This is a genomic window from Lentilitoribacter sp. Alg239-R112, from assembly GCF_900537175.1.
Classification (GTDB): domain Bacteria; phylum Pseudomonadota; class Alphaproteobacteria; order Rhizobiales; family Rhizobiaceae; genus Lentilitoribacter.
In genome coordinates, this window is the sequence record NZ_LS999833.1 from 907,111 (window position 1) to 930,575 (window position 23,465).

Consider the following 23,465-nt stretch of genomic DNA (forward strand, 5'->3'; position numbering starts at 1 on the left):
AGGGTGGAGAATCTAACTCCAACCACCGCCATAGGTCACATAAAAGATGTGTAAACCTATTTTTCCAACGCGACGCATAGATTTTGCCCATCTTGGACGGACATATGTCGCATGATAATGTGTGGAAGAGCCAACTTCTTTGAACCAGATTTTGCCAGCCGTTGTGGCAAGCGCAACCTCTTCGGCCTGATTCCATAGTTTGGGTGATTTTACGCGGTCGCGAATACCATCACACGCAAACGAGAATTGACACCGATTGCGCCAGCTCTTGTTTTGATACACAACGCCGCAAATTGTATTTGGATAGGTCGGGTTTCTAACGCGATTGAGAATCACCTGAGCAACGGCTGCCTGCCCTCTTATGGGTTCACCGCGGGCTTCAAAATATATCCCTGCGGCAAGGCAACGCTGCTCACTTGCAGCAAAAACCCGCGCGGGGAGCGGCTTGGCAGCCCAGGCGTGATCACCTTTTTCGATTGGTGGAATAAAACGACCACGCTTAGCTTTCTCAGTTAAGATGGAAGCAAAGGGCGTTTCACGCGCATAATCCGCCGGAGGCGGAGCATAGGCAGTCGCTAGAATGTCTGCATTATTATTGGTTATAAGTGACCTAAGTATTTTAGGCACGTTTTTGGAGACTTTGGGCTTTCCCTTCTTGTAGAAGGCAGAGGCAATTTCAATCTCGCGCCCTTGGATTTTTGATTTTTCAAAAATCATTGTAACATCTTTACTCTCTCTCGGGAGCTGAAGCGAGCTTTGCTCTCCTATGATCGATCCGGCAGAAAAATTCTTAGGTGGTTGCGATGGAGATACCGCCATCACCCGGCCTTTTTTCAGATGTCGTGTCACACGCTTTTCGTCAGGAGTAATTTCAGAAATACCAATTTTGGCGTTAAAAGAAACTGTCTCACCATTACCAAGACTAAGGCTAGCGGCGGGAACGGTCGAACCGGTCAAAATAGGATCAGCAAACGCCATCTCAGCTTTTTGAATAGCACCTGCGGGGGCTGACGTGATGTGCATTTTCCAGCGATCACCCTTACCAGACATCTGCGCCAGGATTGATGCTGTATCAGAATTTGCAACAACTGTGGGGGACATCATAAATCCGGCTAGACCGAATAAGACGGGCGCAACTACGGCGCTTATGCGTGCCAACACCCGGCTCGCCAAAGAACTATTCTTACGCAACACACTACTCCAACAGATACAAATACGCTTTACTTTACTGAAATGGATCATAATCGGTTAACCTTGATGGAAAGTTAATATGCCGCTCCCCAATTTGATAAGCGATGATAATTATGACCAAAGCGAGGCTTTCGCAGTCACGATTGAACGGATTAATTTCCAAGTTCAGGAATTTTCGTCGGGATTTAAAAAAACAATTGCTCTTCTTAAAATAAAGGCGCATCAATTTAACATATGTCCGACATCAAAATCAGCAATACAGTTATTAATCCAGTTTCTAAAACTAAACCACGATCCAGCGCGACCCGTGGGCTTATATTTATGGCAGTCGGAATGTTTTTATTTTCGGCAGGCGATATGCTCGCGAAATACCTGACTGCAGACTTCCACGCAGTTCAAATCATGTGGTCAAGACAGGCAGGCCTTATGGGAGGCGTTGTCATTCTAATTGCCTTCCGAGGTTTATCTGTTTTCCGTTCAACCCATCCACGTCTTCAAATCACACGAGGCGCAGCGGCGGCTGGTTCTGGGACGATATTTATTTTCGCGGTCGCCTATGTGCCATTGGCGGATGCGGTTGCCGTTAGCTTTGTTGCACCGTTTATGGTCACCATCATGGGCGCACTCTTTTTAGGCGAGAAGGTTGGCATCAGGCGTTGGACCGCTGTCATTATTGGATTTCTAGGCACGCTTGTTGTTATACGCCCAGGTGCTGATGCTGTCCATCCGGCCGTATTTTTGGTTCTTATCGCCGCTGGGTTATTTGCCACACGGCAGATTCTATCACGTGCATTGAGTGATGATAAGACAACGACAACCATTGCTTACACGGCTCTTGTCAGTGGCGCGATACTGTCAGCAGCGCTACCATTTGTGTGGAAAACGCCTCAAACAGGTCAGGCAGTTTTGATTTTTGTTGGATTGGCAATCATCGCAGCCGCTGCGGAAATCTGCATTATCAAGGCTCTGGAATTCACCGAAGCTGTAATTGTAGCCCCTGTTCATTATAGTCTGATCATCTGGGGTACGATGTATGGCTATGTTATATTTAATGACCTGCCCGATATTTGGACATGGGTTGGAGCAGCAATAATCAGCACATCCGGTATTTACACATTATATCGTGAGCATCATCTGTCAAAGCAAGCCTCAGGTACGGAATAGATACGTGACAAAGACAACTCCTAATCTCATTATATTTGATTGCGATGGTGTGCTGGTAGACAGCGTGATGGCGCATTGCGAAGTCTTATCCGCGAACTTTGCAAAATACGGCTTAGAGATCAGCCCGATTGACTGTCGCGACAAACTCGGTGCAGGAAAAATGTCTGAAATTGGCAATGCAGCACAAAAACTTGGTGCATCATTACCTGACCACTGGCTAGACGAAATCTATTATGAGATTTTCACACGCCTCGAACAGGGAGTTCCACTCATAGATGGCATCGAGGATGTTTTAAAACAAATCAAAGCAGAACAAATAAAGATTTGCATCGCTTCCAATGGAAGCCGAAAAAAAATGGAGATCATGCTCGGTGCAAGCGGGCTACTAAGTCATTTCGATGAATACATCTATTCAGCACACGATGTGGGTGTTTGGAAACCAGACCCGGGGCTTTTTTTACACGCAGCGGGTCAGATGCGTGAAGATGTTTCTGAGTGTATTGTCATCGAAGACAGTCCAACAGGAGCATTGGCAGCAAAGCGTGCTGATATGAAATGTTTAGGCTATGCAGCGGATACTAATGCAAATGATTTGATATCTCATGGTGCGACAAAATTTTTATCCATGCGGGAGATACCTAAATTAGTGGGTATTTGAGATATATTAGCAATAACATATGATCCAAACTTCAGAACCTTACTAAACAAAAGTAGCCCATGCCAAAATCACAACTCCACGGCCATCTCGCTATGCTCCTTATGTCCTTTTGCATCGCAGGGTCTTTTAGTCTTGGATCAGAAATTGCAAACGTTGTTTTACCAGATGCACTTACGGCAATACGCTTTGTAACTGCCGCAATATTTATGGGATGTATCATCACACTAAATGGCAAGGCAAAACGCAGACATTTTGCAGCACCATGGCGTTTTTTATTATTGGGTGCGGTTTTCTCTGTCTACTTCGTCGCCATGTTTGAAGCATTGAAAATAACGGCACCGGTTTCGACAAGCGCAGTCGCCACACTAATTCCGCTCATGACGGCTATCTTCGGCTATGCACTACTTAGACAAGCTATGACAAAACGCATGGCCTTGGCACTCGCTATCGGCGCTTGTGGAGCTTTATGGGTAATTTTTAAAGCTGATCTGAACGCGTTTGTGAAATTTGATCTTGGTTTGGGAGAATTTATCTTTTTCTTTGGCGCAGCCGCGCATGCGCTTTATACTGTACTGTTTCGAAAACTAAACCGGGGCGAACCTGTCACTGTTTCGACATTTGGCGTTATGGTAGGAGGTGCTATTGCTCTTATAATCTATAGCTATCAAAATATTCTTGATACGAACTGGTTAGAACTTCCGGCAAGATTTTGGCTCATTTTTACCTATCTCGTGCTTATTACAACATCGCTGACATTTTTTCTGACACAATTTGCAGCATTGCGCCTTCCCTCTGCAAAAGTCATGGCTTACACATACCTTGTCCCAAGTTGGGTGATTTTATGGGAGTGGGTGATTGGTAATGGTCTGCCAGACCTAAAAATAAGTGTTGGCGTTGCCATTACAACAATCGCGCTTCTTATCCTTTTAAAGAATGAAGAAAAAGCCTAAACGGATAATCTCACCCATTTAAATTAACGCCGGCGTCGGCGACCTTCAAACGGATTATCACCAGATCGATAATGTATGCGGATCGGAATGGCCGGCATATCAAAATCTTCACGCATTTTATTGATCAAATAACGTGAATAAGATGTTGGCAAAGAATCTGGGCGAGTACAGGAAATCATAAAGCCAGGTGGTCGTGATTTAACCTGCGTCATATATTTCAATTTCAAACGGCGGCCCGATACTGCCGGTGGCGGATGCTGTGCCGTTGTTATATTCAACCAGCGATTCAAACGTGCCGTTGGAATACGGCGGTTCCACGTTTTATGAGTATCGATAACAGCTTGCATAAGCTTGTCGAGCCCATTGCCCATCTGACCTGAAATGGGCACAGCCAGTATTCCGCGCACTTGCGGCAAAAGACGTCTTGTTTCTTCATGCAAATATTTCAAATGCTCTTGGCGATTTTCCACCAAATCCCATTTATTTATCGCAATCACACATGCACGGCCTTCTTTGATAATCAGATCAGCAATATGCAAGTCCTGTTTCTCAAAAGGAATTGTTGCGTCGAGGACAACGACAACAACTTCTGCAAACCGGATTGCACGCAATGCATCTGCAACTGAAAGTTTCTCAAGCTTTTCTTGAACCCGAGCACGCTTACGCATACCAGCAGTGTCAAACATCTTGATCTTGCGATCGTTCCATTCCCATTCGACAGAAATAGAATCGCGCGTTATGCCAGCTTCCGGGCCAGTAAGCAGTCTATCTTGCCCTAAAAACTCGTTAATCAGCGTAGATTTCCCGGCATTTGGACGACCGACGACAGCGACTCGAAGTGGCTTACTCGTATCAATCTCGAGCTCTTCCTCATCATCTTCAAAGTCATCATCGTACACATCGACATCGGTTTCAGCTTCGTCGAAATCCTCTTCGTCATCATCAAATGCGACATCTTCTCCCACAGCGTCGACAATTGCATCACGTAGATCGAGCAGACCTTCACCATGTTCGGCAGAAATTGGGCACGGTTCACCGAGGCCTAAGCGATACGCATCAAGCAGGCCGGATTCAGCTCCCCTAGCCTCGGATTTATTGGCGACCAAGACCACCTTCTTACCACGCTTGCGCAAAAGCTTTGCGAGCGTTTCATCTGCTGGGGTGATACCCATCTTTGCATCAACCAAAAAAAGCGCAATATCTGCTTCATCAATCGCAGCTTCAGTTTGCGCACGCATACGGCCTTCAAGCGTATCAGGGCCAGATTCTTCCAATCCAGCTGTATCAATCATCTGGAAATGAAGATCTACAAGTTTCGCATCGCCCGGTCTCCGGTCACGCGTAACGCCGGGCGTATCGTCAACAAGCGCCAGCTTTTTGCCTGCCAGGCGGTTAAATAATGTTGACTTACCCACATTTGGGCGACCAACGATAGCTAGTGTGAAACTCATTTGTGCATCCAATCATGCCCCATATATCATTTTAGATATCTGTTTGGGTATTTAATTGCTTAATTACGATGCTGCGCTGCGACCAGCAATAAGATCGAGAATAACTTGCGCGCGCGAACTCATCTGCTGCGGAGAACGACGATCATCAACAATTAGCTGCATCCACTCTTTTGCGCGGGCAAAATCATTTGCTTTATAGGCAGCTAATCCAAGCGCCTCACGAGCAGAATGGCGCATTGCATTTTCTGTATCAGTTAAAACCTCAACTTCACGCGATACATCATCGTACGATCCGTGATCAACAAGCAGATAGGCAGCTCTAATTTTTGCGATATCTTGCAACGCTTTTGGCACACCATTGTCGCCAGATACAGCCTGAAAGGCTGCAATCGCAGAACTGGCGTCGCCTTTATCGGCCAACACTGTTGCAGCACGGAGCTTAGCCATCAAAGGATAGGCACCGTATCCCTCTGCTTCAAGCTTATCAAAACCTTCAATAGCTTCATCTTGTCGACCTTCTCGCGCAGCAGTTAGTGCTTCTAGGAAGATATCACCTGATGCAGCGGCTTGATTGGCAGTATATTCCTTATAAGCAACATTGCCTGCCACACCGACAACGATGGCCACAGCACCACCAATAATGAACTTGCCGTATTTCTTCCAAATGGCCGTTGCAGCATCGGAACGTAGCTCTTCATTGACTTCGCGAATAAAATTGTCGTCTTCACTACTCATGATAAGATCGTCTTCTATTTAAAATATTGATTATGCCGCCTTCTAAACGATTTTGGAAAAGTTAAAAGAGCTTTTTGATAAAAGAGCGGCATTAACGTGCTTAAACGCCAGAAATACGGTAAAATGATCACATTACGTTTAATTTACAGGCGTTTGGGAGAGACACAAGCATGGCCATCGATATTAAAAAAGCCAAGATGCGTCTGGATGGAGTACAAAAAGAACTCGAGGCGTTTTCTAAACTGTCGGCAGAATTTCGCGAACCTGTTATCCTTGATCAAAATTCGGTCGGCCGTTTATCGCGGATGGATTCTATGCAGCAGCAGGCCATGGCACAAGCGCAGGAACGCAACCGCACACGCGACCTCGTGCGTATTGAAATGGCTCATCGCAGAATGAACGAAGATGAATATGGCTATTGCGTCAATTGCGGCGAAGAAATTCCTGATAAACGGCTTGAGATTGACCCAATGGCGGAACGCTGCGTAACTTGTGCGGAAAATGTATAGGGAATCCAAGCTCAAGTCATAGGTTTGCCATAATTTCTAGTTTGATATATGCACAACAGATAACAAAATTATGCGACAACCTCACCTCATTGAGGTCGTCCATCTGAAAGATTTTTTTGACCAAAAACTTACCCCTATTATCATGTATATGTAGCATGAGTTTAGCGTTTGGCTTCCAAAGCGAGCCTGTTTATGCAAAGGAAAACCAGATCGTTTTGATCTCATTTGATGGCGCTCATGACAACAAATTATGGGAGAAAAGCCTACGCATCGCGGAACAAAGTTCAGCAAAATTCACCTACTTTCTCTCCTGTGTATTTTACATGCAAAAGCGCGATGCCAAAGGCATTTACAAAGCACCAGGCAGGACCAGAGGCACATCCAATATTGGTTTTGCTCCTTCTGTTGAAGACGTTACCACACGACTTGAGCACGTTTGGGCAGCTCGTAATTTTGGACATGAGATAGGAAATCATACTTGCGGACATTTTGATGGTGCGAACTGGAGTGCTGATCAATGGTCTTCAGAGCTTGCGCAGTTTAACGATATCTTATCTTCTGCATGGTCGCGCAACGGATTAGCGCATCTTGAACCCATTGGATGGAAAAAGTTTGTCAAAGACGAGATTAAGGGGTTTCGTGCGCCTTATTTATCTGTCGGCAACGGCCTGTTCAAAGCACTCAAAAGTAATGGCTTTGCCTACGATGCCAGCACCGTATCACGCGGACCAAAAATACCAAACATGGCTAACGATGTTGTGGAATTTGCACTTCCTCTCATCCCAGAAGGACCTTCAAAACGTCCCATTATTGCAATGGATTACAACCTTTATGTAAGACATTCCAAAGCCGAAGAAAACGCTGCACAATCAGAAAAATTTGAAGCGCGCACGTTGGATGCATTTAATGCTGCATTTGAAAAGCAATATAATGGCGACCGCATACCGCTTCAGATTGGTTATCACTTTGTTGAAATGAATGCGGGTGCCTATTGGCGCGCACTTGAACGCTTTGCGATCAATGTCTGCAACAAGCCAGATGTTGACTGCATCACATACCAAGAGGCGCTTTCGCGCCTCAAGAATACGTCGGGTAAAAACGGTTAAGCGTTTTGAGGAGCTTCGTCAGTTGCCGTTTCTTCATCCTGATAGATGATACTTTCGAATGATATAAGACGTTTGTAAATCGACATAAGATCAATGATGGTCGTCCATACATTCGCAAAGAATTTAAAGCTTTCTTCCACTTTATCAAAAGCATTGTTAATCTGCGCAAAAATGCCAAGCGTGATCGTACCGGACACCACTGTTGGAGCGAGTGCAACAAGCGGAATAAAGCTTGAAACGTTCAGATACCCAAAACGCGCAACATTGAAGTAAAGATAATTGAAATACAGTCGATAGTAGTTTTTGCGCACACCTTCATATAATTCTTTGACAGTTGCTGGTTGCGCGCGATCTGCACGATCCTCACCATAAACGAGCTCTTTACGGTAGGCGGCTTCCACTTTTTGATTGTTAAATTCAAGACCTGGCAGTTTAATACCAACAATCGCGAGCAGTGCAGTTCCCAAGAGAGCGGACATGATCGCAACATAGACCATCGATCCATCAACTTTACCGATAAATGGTATTTCCGTAATATTTTGAGAGAGCGTATATAAGAGTGGCAGGAATGCGATCAACGTCATCATCGAGCGAACAAAGGCTACTCCAAGCCCCTCAACAATGCGGGCAAACCTTTGGGTGTCTTCCTGCACACGTTGTGCAGCACCTTCGATATGTCGCAACTTAGGCCAATGATCCATGAAGTAATTATTCATCGCTGTGCGCCAACGAAAAACATAATGGGACACAAAGAAATCAAGTAAAACAAGTACAGTAATATTGACCAATAGAATAGGGGCTACGGTCATCAACTGACTATAGAACTCTTCCAATGTTACCGAATTTTTTTCCGATAAAGCTTTTTGTAGCAGATCATTAAACCCACCATACCAATCATTTAAAAAGACCGACAATTGAACATTGTAATACGTGACAAGTATGATGATCGTCGAACCCAAAACAGACCATCTCGACCACGTATTCTTATCTAAAAACATCCACACGACTGCAAAACCGAAACCCGCTAAGGCCATATAGATATATATCAATAATTTATCAGCGGTAAGAAACGGTGGACGTTCTCCTTCGACGGCTTGTTGAGCGTAACCGGCCAGAGTATCCAAAAATGGTTGATAGGTTTCAACAAAGCCAAACCAAATACCAATTGCAATCACAGTCCATATGATCGCCGAAAAAAAGAATAGCTTAGGGTCAGGAAAAAAGGATCTAAACAAAATTTCAACCTTTGTTATTCGCGCAATTATCTGTATCGCGATTCGTAATTTTGATTGTTTATAAGGCCTTGCAAGAAACACAACAAGCTACATTAATGTGATCGCAATTTGATCCTGATCCACATTTACCACTTTCCATTCCTAGTTTAATCTTGTAATTGTGCAACGCAACATAAAAACCATCTATCAGGTAAGGGCATCAAGATGACAAAAACCGCAATTATCACGGGTTCAACAAGTGGCATTGGTCTCGGCATTGCCAAAGCATTTGCAAAAGCTGGCATGAATGTGGTTATCAACGGACTTGGTAGCGCAGAAGACAATGAGCCAGCGCGCGCTGAAGTCAATGCGCTTGGTTCTGGCAAGACAGCTTTTCACGGTGCGAATATGATGCAACCTGAACAGATTAAAGATTTGGTGCAGTCAACAGAAGATAAGTTTGGTCAAGTTGATATCATCGTCAACAATGCTGGTATTCAATTTGTAGAAAAAGTTGAAGATTTTCCAACCAGTAAATGGGACGCAATTATCGCGATCAATATGTCAAGCGCATTCCACACAACGCGCGTAGCTTTCGGAGGAATGAAGGAACGTGGCTTTGGGCGAATAATCAACGTCGGATCAGTACATAGCCTTATCGCCTCTCCTTATAAGAGTGCCTATGTGACAGCTAAGCATGGTATTTTGGGCCTCACCAAAACGCTCGCGCTTGAAGGTGCAGAACATGGCGTGACTGCAAATGCAGTCTGCCCTGGCTATGTTGAGACACCGCTTGTAACCGGGCAAATTGCTGACACGGCAAAGGCTCGCGGAATGAGCGAAGAAGAGGTGATCAAAAATGTGATCCTCAAAGCTCAAGCCACGAAACAGTTTGTGCAAATTGATCAAGTTGCTGCACTTGCACTTTACCTTACGTCCGATGATGCGGCCCAAATCACAGGTACAGCCCTGCCTGTTGACGGCGGTTGGTCTGCACAATAATGGCAAAGGCCACGCCCCAGACAAAAACAATTAACCTTGCCCTCCAAGGTGGTGGCGCTCACGGAGCTTTCACCTGGGGTGTGCTTGACTACTTGCTTGAAGATGGCAGAATAAAACTCGATGGCCTTTCTGGCACCAGTGCAGGCGCGGTCAACTCTGTTCTTCTAGCCCACGGTCTACAAGTTGGCGGTCACGACGGCGCTCGAGCCAAGCTAGACGAGTTTTGGAAAGCTATGAGCGAAGCCGGGACATCTCCTTTCGGCGACATGATGGAACCTTGGAAGAAAATGATTGGTGCCTCCTTCGGCGGCACTGGTCCCATGGTTGCAGCCACTTACAATGCGCTCGATACATTGACCCGAACCATGTCACCCTATGAACTTAACCCTTTTGATTTCAACCCACTACGCGATTTATTGGAAAAGTGCGTTGATTTCGAACGGCTTCGATGCTGCACAGATGTGAAACTGTTTATCAACGCAACAAACGTTAAAACAGGCAAAGCTCGTATTTTTGAAACGTCTGATATCAGTCTCGATGCTGTCATGGCATCTGCCTGTCTGCCGAGCCTGTATAAGGCTGTCGAAATAGATGGTGAAGCATATTGGGATGGTGGGTTTATTGGCAATCCAGCTTTATTTCCATTCTTTTATAAATGCGAAAGTCGAGATGTTCTGATCGTGCACATCAACCCGATGCGACGTGAGAGCATTCCAAAAACCGCACCTGAAATCATGAACCGCCTCAACGAGATTTCTTTCAATAGTTCGCTTATCAGTGAATTACGTGCTATCAAATTTGCCAGCAAACTTGTGCAGGAACATTGGCTCAAAGACGAATATCATAATAATATTCGCGATGTTTATGTCCATTCAATACACTCAGATGATGCGCTTGATGATCTCAGTGTTGCGACGAAATATGATATTAGTTGGCCGTTTTTGACTGACTTGCGAGATCGTGGCAGAGGCGTAGCGAAAGAGTGGTGCCAAACTCATTTTGAGGCTGTTGGAAAACACTCATCTGTTGATTTAGACGCTGAATTTCTTAATATCTCGAACATTCACAGCTAAAATATTGCATCCAATACAAATTTTAACTCAATACTTTCAATAACTTGTGAAACCTTCCCTTGATTGTCAAGAAACTGTTAACTAAGTATAGTAACAATAAGACACTTAGAACATAGTTCTGAGCAAGCTGCGTGAGCACGGATGTACTGCCACGTGGCTGAATTTTCAAAGACAATTTGTCTTATATTTCTGCCCTTCTTGCTTGCTTTCTAGCTTTGGCAAGATGGGCCGGAATTCGAAAGCTCTCAGGCACTTCGGTCCTTTTCTCATCCAAAATATGCTCAATCGCGACATCTGCCATTTTGTGCGCAACACCAAAAGTAATTTTAAAGCCGCTTGTTGCAACAATAACATTTTTTGCTTTAGGCATATGATCGATAAGAGGATCTCGCCCTATCGCTCGTGGTCGCAAGCCCGCCCAACGTTCCATCACATCCGCATCTTTTAGCTGCGGGCAAAACTCTCTCGCCCGTTTTATGAGCGTTTCCAACTGCTGATCAGTGCTCATAGGGTCATCAAATTCTATTTCGCTCGTACTTCCAATGGCAACATGACCATCTTTATGAACTATAACGTAAAGCCCCATATCGAACATAATTGGCCAAGTTGGATCAAGATCAGCCTTTAATATTGCCGCCTGCCCCTTTATGGGTTTACCCAATGCAAGTACTGGTACGGACAATGACGGCGCAACGAAGCCAAATGTGTTGGTACCAGCTGCCAAAACAATATGCGAGAATTTGATCTCTGATAGATCACTCAATGTCGCCCGGCATACCGTTTCATCATATTTCAACAATCCAATATTTTCACGAAGTGTAATCATGCTATCTTGTAAAATAGCCTGCTTGAGCGCGGCCAAAATCCTACGAGGATTAACACGCGCTGACAGCGTGTCATAAACAACACCATGCTCTGCCTTGGATGCAATTGGCCAATTATCAATCGGTGACTTGTTCAGAATTTTCCATTCATAGACCCCAAGCCAATGTTTTTCCGCATTTGGCAGGTGACCCGCCATTTGCCCGCGTTTTGTATCATTCATGATAGGAGCAACACGGCCACACCTATTATAACCACATGAGAGCGATGTTTCATCTTCCAGCAGTTTAATTTCCTCTGGCAGCGCGTGCAATGCCTCGAATTGGAACTGTTTCTTGCCATCCCAGCGTTCAGGCATATGTGGCATGAGTGCGCCAAGGACACCACCACTTCCTCCTGCGCCGACCTCGTCCTGATCAATCAGCAATGTTTTTAATCCGCGTTTTCCGGCTTTATAGGCAGTCCAGCAACCAATAATACCACCACCAACCACAAGAACATCAAATTCTGTTTGACGATCAATAAAACCAACGTTATCGCCTGAACTCATGAATAAGAACCTTGAAGTAAAAGAAGAGATTAAAAACGAAATTGAATGGCGTGAGGGTGATATGCCCTATTCCACACAATTTGGCGACTATTTTTATTCAAAAACCGACGGCCGCTTAGAATGCAATCACGTTTTTATAAATGGAAATGACCTTCAAACCCGTTTTACATCTGAACAATCATTTGTCATCGCCGAATTGGGTTTCGGAACGGGGTTGAATTTTTTGGAAACAGCTCGCCTGTTCCACACCCTTTCACCTGATGGTGCCAAGCTTGAATTTCATAGTTTTGAACTTTTTCCCATGATGAGCAATGAGATTGATAAAGCGCTTGCGGTATGGCCAGAAATAGAAGCAGAAAAACAAAGACTTCTGAACATTTGGCCTTCTTCATTCGAGATGTATCAAGTTTTTCAATTTAAGCCAAACATTAGCCTTCATCTGCATGTTGGTGATGTGAATGAGATAATCCATCAAACAGACCTGCGTGCAGATGCTTGGTATCTTGATGGATTTTCACCAGCCAGAAATCATGCCATGTGGAATGAAAATCTCATGCAAGCCGTATCGGATCACACCAATTCCAATGGTACATTGGCGAGCTATACAGCTGCTGGCTGGGTACGCCGAAATCTGCAAGCCGCCGGATTTACCATCAAAAAATGCCAAGGATATGCTGGCAAACGAGATATGATTAGAGGAGTTAAATTGTTAGCTTAAGCATGATCACCTGCAGTTTAGGCTGCTTCTCCTACCGCAAATGTTTTATTTAATGGATGCGATTTTGGAAGTAGACTACCAATTTTTGCTGCCATCATATCCGGGCTAACGGGCTTAGATAGATAGTCATCCATACCGGCGGCGAAACAATCTTCTTTATCACCCTTCAACGCATGTGCAGTAATCGCGCAAATGGGCGTATGTCGAAGGTCATTTTCTTCTTCAATTGCACGGATCGCTTTCGTAGCTTCATGTCCGCTCATCACTGGCATAGAAACATCCATCAAAACGATGGCAGGATTATGCGTCTTCCAAAGCTCAACAGCTTCCTGCCCGTTTCCAGCAATTTTAAAGTTTGCTCCCAGATCATTTAATACTTCAGTAAAAACGATTTGATTAACCTCGTTATCCTCTGCAATGAGAATATCAAGACCGAAATTCGATGTTTCTTCCTCAGGTAGATCATCTGAACCAGCCATCTGAATATTGAGAAGTTCTACGATTTTATCTTCAAACAGAGATGGCGATATCGGCCTAGTGAATGTTGCGTCAACATTCTTGGAAATAGAAAAGATCTGGCTTTCAGTCGCGTTGCCATCGGTTGCCTGCAGAATTACTGTATTTTTAAAACTCAAGTGTTTCCTTAAATCAGCGACAAATTTTTCATGCATAGATTCAATCTGTTCACAGTCAATCACAATCAAATCTACTGATATATTTTTTTCCGCGACCACGTTTATTACCTTTTGAGCTTCAGCTAGACATTCAGTCGCGCAGCTGTCTATGTTCAGAGAACGCAATTGTTCCTGATATAGCTCTTGATCGATATCCGAGCTGCTGATCACTAACGCTCGGAACATTGGAAAATTGTTCTTCTCAGACAAATTTATACTCGTTCATCAAATACATTTGTACTTATTGTTTAAGTAAGCTTCGTTGAAATGAGTAAAAAGAAGATTAATCTTGGACCCCAATAAAAATACCAAAAATCTAGTATTTTTAATGGGATAGGAAAATCCAATATTTCCGATGCTTAAGAAAATCCTGAGTACCACCCTTTCTTACGAGCCAAGAAATCCTCCACTATCACTCATCTAGTTATAACTAATGACCTCAATCTCTATGCCATTCTCATCATCAAAGTAGAAACGGCGACCAGGTTCATAATCGGCGTGAGACGTGGTGATATAGCCCAAATCAACTATTCGTTTCTCCACATCGTCAAGATCATCAACAACAACACCTATGTGGTTTAATCCATTGTAACGATGGTAGGTATCTTCTGTTGAACCTTTTGAGTTGCCATTTTCATAAATAGCTAAGTAACTGCCCTCGCCTCCAACATGAATCGATGTTCCTCCATGTATAGAATCTCCTTTCCAACGAACTTTCCAGCCAAATAATTTACAATATGTCTCTGCCGTCTTTTCAACATCGATCACCGTCACATTGATATGTTCAAGATAGGTTTCATTTTGCACTTTCTCCGCAATTGTCATTGTAATCTTTCCTTCTTTAATGTTGATCGAAGGCATGGTAATCTCTCAAGTTAACTTGAGGTCAAGAGGTTATTTAGCCCCATGAAGAAGAAAATTGAGACAACTTTGGCTATTGGTGCAATAGCTGCGAGAACTGGCTTGGCAGTATCTGCCATTCGCTACTATGAAGAACAAGGATTGGTACACTCTGAAAGAAATAATGGAGGACAGAGGCGATTTCTACGATCCGACATACGTCGTCTTTCATTTGTAATAATCGCACAAGATTTAGGATTTTCACTCGATCAAATCCGAGAACAACTTAACAGACTGCCAAATCAGCGAACACCCACCGCTAAAGACTGGGCCGAAATGAGTGAGAACTTTCGCACTAATATAGACGCAAAAATTGAAAGCCTCATTCAATTGAGAGATAAACTCGACGGCTGCATTGGTTGTGGATGCCTATCACTCGACAAATGCAAACTTTACAACGCTGAAGATCGCGCTGCAAAGAAAGGTGCAGGCGCACGATATCTTATGGGCGACATCGCTGAACTCGATTAATCACTTAACTACAAAGACTAATCTAAAGAAGATACCTTCCAATCAGGTTCTTAGAAGTTCAACGAAATATCGCGATGATCAGACAGACAACCTGCCACAGATAACGCTTGCTCTCTTGTCAATTTTGGTTGCTGGCGAATACCAATATTATGACGAATTGATTGCTCATATTCGCCTAATTTCGGCAAAATATTCGTCACGCCTGCTTTACGCCATTCAATCTGCTCATCATAAAGCTTAACTGCTTTTGCAATCTCTTTAAGCGCCTTTTCTTTATTTGGTTTTCTAGCCTTAATAGCGCGGCGGGCTTTGGAGATAGCTGATTTTACTTTATCAGCACCCGCAACATCGCCAAACTTTTTAGCAAGGGCAGCTAAAGGCTCTACCATATCGACAGGTTGATTATCTTCAATTTGTGCTGATGCCGCGTAGAGTTCATCTTTTAGCTCATTAAATGCATCTGTCGAATTTAGTACATTCATCATCTCAACCACCGGCTCATAACCTTCCTGAGACGCACGATAGAATTTACCTCTTTCAGAAGTTACTGTTTTTCGTAGCTTGCTATAAGTTTCAAACTTTCCTTCCCAATCCGATGGAATTTTAGCTGTAAGCTCAGTAATATCTTTATCGATGTTCTCTAGCTTTTGGTTGATGGCCACTGCTCGCTTTTCAGAACCTTCAGGCAAACGGCTTAACTCAGTCTCAAGTTCGGCCTTATGAGTTTCTAAACGCCTGATATCGCGTTCGACTTCCCGTACAAAATGATGATCGGGACGATAGGCATCAGACGCATCAAGCACAACCTGCTCTGCTGCGATAGCGCCGTCTAGAAGTGCAAATGATTGCTCAGCACTGTCAAAACTTTTAGCCAAATCTTTGCTCATACCAGATGGCAATGTGGATAAATCAATATTACGCGCCATCGAAATATTTTGCAGCAAACCAGCCTTGTTTGTTGCGAATTCTTTAACCAGATAATTATCAACACAATAACCCAGTTTTGGGTTGCGCGGGGGCGGGGAATTTTCCGAAAGCAACGACACTCTATTTGGCAGGTAATTTACCAATTGTGGCACAGCGCCAACAATGGCTAGAGCAGATAATTGCAACAAGATGAATGGGATCACTCCCTTATACATATTGATCGTTTTAACCACAGCTGGCGCAACGCCTCGCAGATAAAACAGCGCAAACCCAAATGGTGGTGTGAGGAATGATGTTTGAATGTTCAGACCAATCATCACGCCCAACCAAACAGCAGTCACATTTGCCTCTGGATCAGCCAGCAAAATCGGCGCAACAATTGGTACCACAACAACAGCAATTTCAATAAAATCAAGAAAGAAACCAAGGACGAAAATCACAGCCATAACAATAAGAAACTTTGTCCAAAAACCGCCCGGTAATCCTTCGAGAAACTCTTTAACCAAATGCTCTCCACCAAATGCGCGGAAGGCAGCTGTCAGAATGGCAGCACCAAGCAGAATAATGAAAACAAGTGATGTCGTTTTCGCTGTTTCAATCATAACGCCATGAAGCGTATTTTCAATTTTGAGTGCTCGAATACCACTCCAAACAAGGGCTGTAATCAGACCAGTTGTACCAATAATTGCAAGCGCGATACCAAATTGGTCTTCGGCTGAATTAATGCTTTTCACGTTGGTATTGTAGAGCGAAAGCGTAATTGTGATGAGAACTAACGAAGCGATGGCCAACAATGCTGGATAATAGGCGCGGGAGTGCCCTTCTCTGAGACGATAACCCGCCATTATGAGTGCGCCACCTGCACCGATTGCGCCTGCTTGATTCACCGTTGCAATACCGCCAATGATTGAACCAAGAACAAGGAAAATCAGAAGAAGTGGAGGAACCAGGGTCAAGACCACTTTGACTAAAAACGCACCGTCAATCTTCCCTTCAGAAGCAACTGGCGGTGCTGCTTTTGGGTTGAAGAATGCATAAATCAAAATATAGGCCATATAGAGCACGACAAGCACAATGCCCGGAATAAATGCACCTAAGAACATTTCGCCGGCGCTTGTGGATACGACATCAAAAATCGACGGCATAGACAATTCGCCTGTCGCATCCTTAAAGAGCGCTTTGCGCGCAGTACCAGCTTGATCCGCAGCACTGGATAATTGGTCGGCAAGAATAATCAACACAATAGACGGTGGGATGATCTGACCTAATGTTCCTGATGCCGCAATCGTACCTGTGGCAAGAGGCTGCGAATAATTATTACGTAACATTGCAGGCAGGGAGATAAGGCCCATTGCAACTACTGTCGCGCCTACAATACCAGTTGTTGCAGCAAGCAATGCACCCACAAAAACGACTGAAATACCGAGGCCACCTGGCACAGGACCAAAAAGTCTGGCCATTGTGATGAGCAAGTCTTCCGCGATTTTTGAACGCTGAAGCATAATACCCATAAAGATGAACAGCGGAATGGCAATGAGGGTGTCTCGTTCGGGTTCCCAATAGACCCCACGAAGGTTGGTTACACCGGCACTTAGCCATTGCGCGGGGCCACCCTGCGCGAAGAAAATATCGCTATCGCCCAGAAATAAATATCCGGCACCCGCAGCCAGCAAGATTGTGATGATGGATGAGCCAGGCAGGGCAAAGGCCACCGGGTAGCCGACACCCAAAGCAATTGCCATAAGTACGACAAGGAGAAAGAGAAAAAACAGTTCCATAATAACTTCCTCTAATGCGCGTCTGATGGTTTAGGCATATGTTTGCCCGCTTCACCGCGTATATCTGCTACAGCCCCGAAGAGATAGGACACAAATTGAATCATCATTGATATGGCGAAGACACCTAAGAATGCGGCCATAAGGTATTTTACGTAAAGCCCAAAACCCGATTGCGATGTTTCGAAGTTAAACAATGGGCTGTTAATAATTGATGCCTTATTATCCATGCCGACAAACAGGATAATCCAACATAATGATATGCCTAGGAAAACCGAACCATAAGCGTTTACATAGCCTTTAGATTTCTCCTCAAATCCGGCGTAGAAAATATCCACTCGCACATGGCCTTCTTCCAGCAATGTATAGGCACTGGCAAAAAGGAAAAGTGCCCCATACCAAAAACGAACAAGGTCAGACATAAAGGCCTGTTCATAAGAAAAAATAAACCGCGAGAACACAATCAGAAGCTCAGCCACCACTATGAGAAGAGCGAGCCAATGAAAACCAAGTGTACGTGTGAAAAAAGCCATGACAACGCCCAGACCAATAAGGGGAACATGCACATAAGGGCCGCGAAATTGGGCCCGCCCGAGATCCTTAGAGAATTGTTCACTCACGAATACATCCAAGAAACCCTCAATCCGCAAAAATGAAATTAACGTGTCTGCAAGCCCGACAAAAAGCACTGCCCAGAATGCAGCTCTAATAAAGAAGGCATTGAGTGATGAGACGGTAAAGCTATCGGTTCGTAATGATGTTTGGCGGCAAGCCAGCACATAAGCAAATGTTACACCAATTGCGATAGGATATAGCGCAAATTGAAAGAAATCGGCGCCAAGATCTCCACCTGTCGCAAAGCCAAGACCTGCGCCAGGGAAACCTGCACCATTTGATAGAAAATTGTTAATGAGGTAAACGAGCATAATTGCCAGATTTGTCCACCCAAAAAGGCGAATAAGCATTGAAGCTCTATCAGACATTACAAATGAAGTATTGTTCACCGCATCATTGCCCGCCGACGCACTGCCTTCAGGCGTTGCCGCTTGATCAACCATTATGGGTCCCCTGATTCGTCATATGCATTTCTCATGCATAAAAGGGTGAGGCAGATATCCGCCTCACCAAAGGTTACGTTAAAACCTTGATTCTACTGATTAAGAACAGCATTACGTTTTTGAACGTAAGCCATATCAGATAGGGATGTCCAAGCACCAAGCTCGTCACGTTTTTCAACCACTGCATCGTAAATTTTTGCAGATAGTGGAGAATGATCGCGTGCTTCTTCAATAACTTCCTGAGCGGCCTCACCAAAGGCCTCATAGACGTCATCGTTGAATTCACGAAGCTGGACACCATGATCGTTGATCAAGCGGTTGAGATATGCACCATTATTGGCATTTGTTTCTGCCATTGTGCGCGCGTTCTCTTCGTTACATGCTGCTTCAATGATAGCTTGATCATTTTTAGACAGGCCAGCCCACCAAGACGCATTCATACCAAGCGCAAGCTGAGCACCTGGTTCGTGCATACCAGGCCAGTAATAATATTTAGCCGCTTCGTAGAACTTCATGAAGTAATCGTTGAATGGACCAACCCACTCAGTCGCGTCAATCGCACCTGAAACAAGGTTTTCATAAATCTGACCACCTGGAAGTGAAACAGGAGACGCGCCCAATTTAGACATAACGTCGCCACCAAGACCAGGAATACGCATTTTAAGACCTTTAAGGTCGTCCGGTGAGTTGATTTCTTTATTGAACCAACCGCCCATTTGAACGCCAGTATTACCCATAGCAAAGTTTTTAAGGCCAAATTCGCCTGCCAACTCATCCCAAAGCTCTTGACCACCAGCATATTTAATCCATGCATCGATCTCTGTGTAAGTCATGCCGAACGGAATAGCAGTAAACGGAGCCCAACCTGGGTGCTTACCTTTCCAGTAGTAATCAGCGCCAATATACGCTTGCGCATTACCGGACGCGACTTCATCGAACGAATCAAACGCGCCAACGCGCTCACCGGCAGCAAAGTACTGTGTATCAATACGACCATCAGTCAGTTCGGAAATGCGTGCGGCTAGACGCTGAGCTGGAAGCCCAAGACCAGGGAAATCCCGTGGCCAAGTTGATACGATAACCATTTCGGTTTTGCCTTGCGCAACAGCAGGTGCGGCAAGAGTTGTAGCGGCACCAGCAAGTGCTGCGCCTTTTAGAAATTTACGACGTTCCATTAGGTCCTCCCAAGAACATAAAAAACCAGAGCACCGTTTTGATACCCTGTCTCACTCCTTACAAATGTAAGAAATAAAGAACAACACGTGTTACTACCGCTTCACATCGGTAGAACTACGGATTTTTTGGAAATTTGTTATAGTTATGCCAATGTAACTTGATAAAATGCGTTCATATTTTGGAATGGGTTATGAATTTTAAAACAAAACTTCTTGTCATCACCGTATTGCCAACAATCTTAATTGCATTAGCCTCAACCTATATTATCGATGTTCTGGCATCCCGTCTGGCGCAATCACAGGCCAAAGCCATTGAAGAGTTTTATCTAGAGCAAAAACAAGCGGAACTTCTAAATTATGTCGCATTGGCAAAAAATGCTCTTACTCCTAGTTACGGCTCCTATCTCAAGTCGGAACGCAAGGCCCAATATGAAGCACGCCGAATTGTTCGCAAGATGACTTTTGGTGAAGATAATTATTTCTACATTTATGATGGAAATGGAACCAATATTGTCAACCCGCGGCATACCCACCTCATCGGCAGCAATTGGATAGGTTTGCGCGATGAAAATGGCAAAACCGTAATCAAGGACCTCATAGCACGTGCCAAAACGGGCGATGCCTATACCTACACATGGAAGAAACCTTCCAGCGGTGAATATGTCGATAAACTCGGATTCTCAGTCTATCTACCCAAATGGGACTGGATGTTGGGCACCGGTATTTATCTTGATGATGTATCTGATCAAATTAGGAAAATCCAAGATCAAACGGAAATTAGAATCGGAGAAACGCGACTTATTATCTTATTACTCGCACTCGGCTCACTTATCTTGACAGCGATTATTTTGACTCTGGCCAGAGTTAGTGAACAACGCTTTGCCGATGAACGATTACGATTACTAACAGCTAGAATTGTCGACGTGCAGGAAGAAGAACGAAAACGGGTGGCACATGAGTTACATGATGGTATCAGCCAGTTACTTGTTTCAGCACGATACGGACTTGAAGCCGCTGTATCAAAAGCAAAAAGCGTTGGTGTGCGCGAACCACTCGATAAGTCTATTCAGACAATCGACGATACAATCAACGAAGTTCGCCGAATCTCGATGGCGCTTCGACCTTCCGTTCTTGATGATATGGGCCTTGTTTCAGCCGTTAAAAGTTTGGGTGCAGAATATTCCAAACAGACAGGCATTTCAGTCCATGTGAATGCAAAACAACCTAAGAAACTAATAACCGATGAAACACGTATTGCCGTTTATCGGGTCATCCAAGAGGCCTTAACCAATGCCGATCGTCATTCAAAAGCGACCGAAATAAACATCTCCTTGAAGCGAGAACGTTCAAGATTCTTGTTATTGCTTGAAGATAATGGTGTCGGAATTAGCCACCACACCAAATGGCCTCCAACAGGTTCTGGCCTCGGCATACGCAATATGCAAGAACGAATTGACGCCATAGGGGGCACAATAAATTTCAAAAATGCCACTCCCAGCGGCCTGATCATTGAAATAGGGATTCCAATTGATAAGAAGTTGGAGCAAACGGAAAAGTGATGTATGGTGACGGCACTATTGTTGTGGGGAGCGAACATAGTATTTCAATGAACTCTCAGAAAATCAGACTCATTATTGCTGACGATCACGACCTTGTTCGTGAGGGTATTCATTCGCGGCTTGTGAACGAGGCAAATATCGATCTTGTTGGTGAGGCCAAGAACGGGCGCGAAGCCGTTGAATTGTGCGGACTATATGAACCTGATCTGTTACTTCTGGATATTTCTATGCCCGAGCTTAACGGGCTAGAAGCAGCTAAAATCATCCGACAAGACATGCCCGACATAAAGATCTTGTTCCTCTCCGTCTACGACAATGAAGAATACGTGCAAGAGGCATTACGCATTGGTGCAAATGGCTTCGTGCTCAAAGATGCATCTAAAGCGGAAATGCTCAACGCGATTGCGATGGCGTCAGAAGGTGCGACATATCTTGGACCAAAGCTTAGCAAATCACTATCACAAAGCATGAATGGCAACGCAAATGGGCGATCTGGTCAGTCTGACTACGGGCTTACCAACAGAGAAAAACAGGTCTTATCTGCGATATCGAAAGGCATGCCCAATAAACAAATTGCAGATAGTATGAAAATTTCGGTACGAACAGTTGAAAGCCATCGCATGTCAATCCGAGAAAAAACAGGTGGCGGAAATGCTGTCATGCTTACAAAGATAGCAATCGAATTGGGCCTCTAGATTTTAATTACATGCGCGCGAGGCTGAGCTAATGATGCGCGCTCGACTATGCGTGTCTCAAGTTTGATATTTTCAAAACCAGCATCATTGGAAATTTGTCTTATTAGCGACTTAGCTGCATCTGCACCCATTCTTCGGTGAGGAACACGAACGGTTGTTAAATGAGGCTCAACAACAGATGCAAGCTGGATATCGTCAAATCCAGTAATGGATATATCTTCTGGCACACGCAGACCCAACGCCTTTGCAGCTAAGACTGACGCAGCAGCCAAAACATCGTTGTTGCAAACCACGGCTGTTGGTGGATCTACGTCCTTCATGATCGATTTGAAAACTTCTGTAGCCGCATCAAAATCAAATGGGCTCTCATAAACATGAACCGGCAAATTAGCATCTTCAACTGCTTTTGTATATCCAGCAACGCGTTCAACAGAGCGGTTATTATTCTTTAATATGCCTGAAATTAAAGCGACACGACGGTGACCAAATGATATAACTTTTTCCGTCATTTCTTGCATGGCCGCTCTATTATCAAATCCAACAAAATGCCCGGCTTCTCTTCGCTTGCCTGATGAATGATGGCTCCATGAAACAACAAAAGGGACATTTCTTTCATTCAGAAAATCGTAAATTGCAGAACTTCTGTCCGTCCCGATTAGGAAAAGTCCTTCTGCCCCCCGCGATACCAGTGATCGAATTTGTTTTTCTTCAGTTCCCTGATCATAGGAGGAGCTTGCGACAAGCAAATCAAATCCTGCACCATTTAAAACCTCTTGAAAGGCCTGCAGGCCGCTCGCAAAAATAGAATTTTCCATGGTTGGAATAATCGCACCAATGATATTCGAACGATTTGCAGCAAGAGCTCTTGCATTAGAGTTTGGAAGATAACCTAACTCATTAACTGCATTTAAAACCTTCTCACGCGTTTTAGAAACAACCTGACCAGGCGAATTAAGACAACGCGAAACGGTTGCGGTTGATACACCAGCCAATCGCGCCACATCTTCCAGTTTCGGTAAATCATTACCTCTCAACAGGATTCCCCTTCGTTTTCACAATAAACATGTAACTTATAAAAAAAGACTTGC

The 23,465-nt window shown here is 44.4% G+C and carries 22 protein-coding genes; 11 read left to right on the top strand and 11 right to left on the bottom strand.

Annotated elements, in window-relative coordinates; all coding sequences use genetic code 11:
• Positions 1 to 12 precede the first annotated feature (12 nt).
• Positions 13 to 1,104, bottom strand: coding sequence for a cell wall hydrolase (locus tag G3W54_RS04885; RefSeq protein ID WP_244627900.1), 1,092 nt, complete (start codon positions 1,102 to 1,104; stop codon positions 13 to 15).
• A gap of 321 nt (positions 1,105 to 1,425) precedes the next feature.
• On the opposite strand from G3W54_RS04885, the gene G3W54_RS04890 reads away from it, so the two are divergent.
• The 3 genes from G3W54_RS04890 to G3W54_RS04900 are packed head-to-tail and all read left to right on the top strand — an operon-like array spanning position 1,426 to position 3,963.
• Entirely contained in the window at positions 1,426 to 2,355 is a 930-nt protein-coding gene (locus G3W54_RS04890) for a DMT family transporter (protein WP_197742788.1), read from the top strand.
• A gap of 4 nt (positions 2,356 to 2,359) precedes the next feature.
• A complete protein-coding gene (locus G3W54_RS04895; RefSeq protein ID WP_162652000.1) occupies positions 2,360 to 3,013 on the top strand; it encodes an HAD family phosphatase in 654 nt (217 codons plus the stop codon).
• Positions 3,014 to 3,072: 59 nt separating this feature from the next.
• Positions 3,073 to 3,963, top strand: a complete 891-nt coding sequence (locus G3W54_RS04900; RefSeq protein ID WP_162652001.1) for a DMT family transporter — start codon at positions 3,073 to 3,075, stop codon at positions 3,961 to 3,963.
• A 23-nt stretch (positions 3,964 to 3,986) separates the two neighbouring features.
• Here the strand turns inward: G3W54_RS04900 and der are convergent, their stop codons facing one another.
• A complete protein-coding gene (gene der / locus G3W54_RS04905) occupies positions 3,987 to 5,414 on the bottom strand; it encodes a ribosome biogenesis GTPase Der (RefSeq protein ID WP_162652002.1) in 1,428 nt (475 codons plus the stop codon).
• Positions 5,415 to 5,477: 63 nt separating this feature from the next.
• Positions 5,478 to 6,149, bottom strand: a complete 672-nt coding sequence (locus tag G3W54_RS04910) for a tetratricopeptide repeat protein (RefSeq protein ID WP_162652003.1) — start codon at positions 6,147 to 6,149, stop codon at positions 5,478 to 5,480.
• Positions 6,150 to 6,319: 170 nt separating this feature from the next.
• On the opposite strand from G3W54_RS04910, the gene G3W54_RS04915 reads away from it, so the two are divergent.
• Together G3W54_RS04915 and G3W54_RS04920 are read left to right on the top strand one after the other, a co-directional pair.
• Positions 6,320 to 6,658 carry a TraR/DksA C4-type zinc finger protein gene (locus tag G3W54_RS04915; protein WP_162652004.1) on the top strand — a complete coding sequence of 113 codons (339 nt, stop codon included), beginning with the start codon at positions 6,320 to 6,322 and terminating at the stop codon, positions 6,656 to 6,658.
• 155 nt (positions 6,659 to 6,813) lie between these two features.
• Positions 6,814 to 7,764 (top strand): polysaccharide deacetylase family protein, encoded by a 951-nt coding sequence (locus G3W54_RS04920; protein ID WP_162652005.1) that lies wholly within the window; start codon positions 6,814 to 6,816, stop codon positions 7,762 to 7,764.
• Here G3W54_RS04920 and sbmA read toward each other — a convergent pair.
• Complete coding sequence (sbmA, locus tag G3W54_RS04925) at positions 7,761 to 8,999, bottom strand: peptide antibiotic transporter SbmA (protein ID WP_162652006.1); 1,239 nt, start codon at positions 8,997 to 8,999, stop codon at positions 7,761 to 7,763. The two genes, G3W54_RS04920 and sbmA, sit on opposite strands and share 4 nt — an antisense overlap.
• A 204-nt stretch (positions 9,000 to 9,203) precedes the next feature.
• Between sbmA and G3W54_RS04930 the strand changes: the two genes are divergently transcribed.
• Positions 9,204 to 9,980 (top strand): 3-hydroxybutyrate dehydrogenase, encoded by a 777-nt coding sequence (locus G3W54_RS04930; RefSeq protein WP_162652007.1) that lies wholly within the window; start codon positions 9,204 to 9,206, stop codon positions 9,978 to 9,980.
• Positions 9,980 to 11,053, top strand: coding sequence for a patatin-like phospholipase family protein (locus G3W54_RS04935; RefSeq protein ID WP_162652008.1), 1,074 nt, complete (start codon positions 9,980 to 9,982; stop codon positions 11,051 to 11,053). Before G3W54_RS04930 ends, G3W54_RS04935 begins: the two co-directional genes overlap by 1 nt.
• Before the next feature lie 181 nt (positions 11,054 to 11,234).
• Here G3W54_RS04935 and G3W54_RS04940 read toward each other — a convergent pair whose 3' ends face one another.
• Positions 11,235 to 12,425, bottom strand: coding sequence for an FAD-dependent oxidoreductase (locus G3W54_RS04940; protein WP_162652009.1), 1,191 nt, complete (start codon positions 12,423 to 12,425; stop codon positions 11,235 to 11,237).
• Between G3W54_RS04940 and mnmD the strand changes: the two genes are divergently transcribed.
• Positions 12,424 to 13,143: a tRNA (5-methylaminomethyl-2-thiouridine)(34)-methyltransferase MnmD gene (mnmD, locus tag G3W54_RS04945; protein WP_162652010.1), complete on the top strand. Its 720-nt coding sequence runs from the start codon at positions 12,424 to 12,426 to the stop codon at positions 13,141 to 13,143. The genes G3W54_RS04940 and mnmD overlap by 2 nt on opposite strands.
• A gap of 17 nt (positions 13,144 to 13,160) precedes the next feature.
• On the opposite strand, the gene G3W54_RS04950 is transcribed toward mnmD, so the two are convergent.
• Both G3W54_RS04950 and G3W54_RS04955 read right to left on the bottom strand, forming a co-directional pair.
• The gene (locus G3W54_RS04950; protein ID WP_244627836.1) at positions 13,161 to 13,778 is read right to left on the bottom strand and encodes a response regulator; all 618 of its coding nucleotides are present in this window, start codon (positions 13,776 to 13,778) and stop codon (positions 13,161 to 13,163) included.
• Between the two features lie 459 nt (positions 13,779 to 14,237).
• Positions 14,238 to 14,678: a VOC family protein gene (locus tag G3W54_RS04955; RefSeq protein WP_197742789.1), complete on the bottom strand. Its 441-nt coding sequence runs from the start codon at positions 14,676 to 14,678 to the stop codon at positions 14,238 to 14,240.
• A 45-nt stretch (positions 14,679 to 14,723) separates the two neighbouring features.
• Between G3W54_RS04955 and soxR the strand changes: the two genes are divergently transcribed.
• A complete protein-coding gene (gene soxR / locus G3W54_RS04960; protein WP_162652011.1) occupies positions 14,724 to 15,188 on the top strand; it encodes a redox-sensitive transcriptional activator SoxR in 465 nt (154 codons plus the stop codon).
• 50 nt (positions 15,189 to 15,238) lie between these two features.
• On the opposite strand, the gene G3W54_RS04965 is transcribed toward soxR, so the two are convergent.
• The 3 genes from G3W54_RS04965 to G3W54_RS04975 all read right to left on the bottom strand — a co-directional run bounded on the left by G3W54_RS04965 (position 15,239) and on the right by G3W54_RS04975 (position 20,123).
• A complete protein-coding gene (locus tag G3W54_RS04965) occupies positions 15,239 to 17,893 on the bottom strand; it encodes a TRAP transporter large permease subunit (RefSeq protein ID WP_162652012.1) in 2,655 nt (884 codons plus the stop codon).
• Positions 17,894 to 17,904: 11 nt separating this feature from the next.
• On the bottom strand, positions 17,905 to 18,948 hold the full coding sequence (locus G3W54_RS04970) for a TRAP transporter small permease subunit (RefSeq protein ID WP_197742790.1): 1,044 nt from the start codon (positions 18,946 to 18,948) through the stop codon (positions 17,905 to 17,907).
• 92 nt (positions 18,949 to 19,040) lie between these two features.
• Positions 19,041 to 20,123, bottom strand: coding sequence for a TRAP transporter substrate-binding protein (locus tag G3W54_RS04975; RefSeq protein WP_162652013.1), 1,083 nt, complete (start codon positions 20,121 to 20,123; stop codon positions 19,041 to 19,043).
• Positions 20,124 to 20,314: 191 nt separating this feature from the next.
• On the opposite strand from G3W54_RS04975, the gene G3W54_RS04980 reads away from it, so the two are divergent.
• Complete coding sequence (locus tag G3W54_RS04980) at positions 20,315 to 21,682, top strand: cache domain-containing protein (protein WP_162652014.1); 1,368 nt, start codon at positions 20,315 to 20,317, stop codon at positions 21,680 to 21,682.
• Positions 21,682 to 22,377 carry a response regulator transcription factor gene (locus G3W54_RS04985; protein WP_197742791.1) on the top strand — a complete coding sequence of 232 codons (696 nt, stop codon included), beginning with the start codon at positions 21,682 to 21,684 and terminating at the stop codon, positions 22,375 to 22,377. Before G3W54_RS04980 ends, G3W54_RS04985 begins: the two co-directional genes overlap by 1 nt.
• Here G3W54_RS04985 and G3W54_RS04990 read toward each other — a convergent pair.
• Complete coding sequence (locus tag G3W54_RS04990; protein ID WP_162652015.1) at positions 22,374 to 23,411, bottom strand: LacI family DNA-binding transcriptional regulator; 1,038 nt, start codon at positions 23,409 to 23,411, stop codon at positions 22,374 to 22,376. The genes G3W54_RS04985 and G3W54_RS04990 overlap by 4 nt on opposite strands.
• Between the last annotated feature and the right edge of the window lie 54 nt (positions 23,412 to 23,465).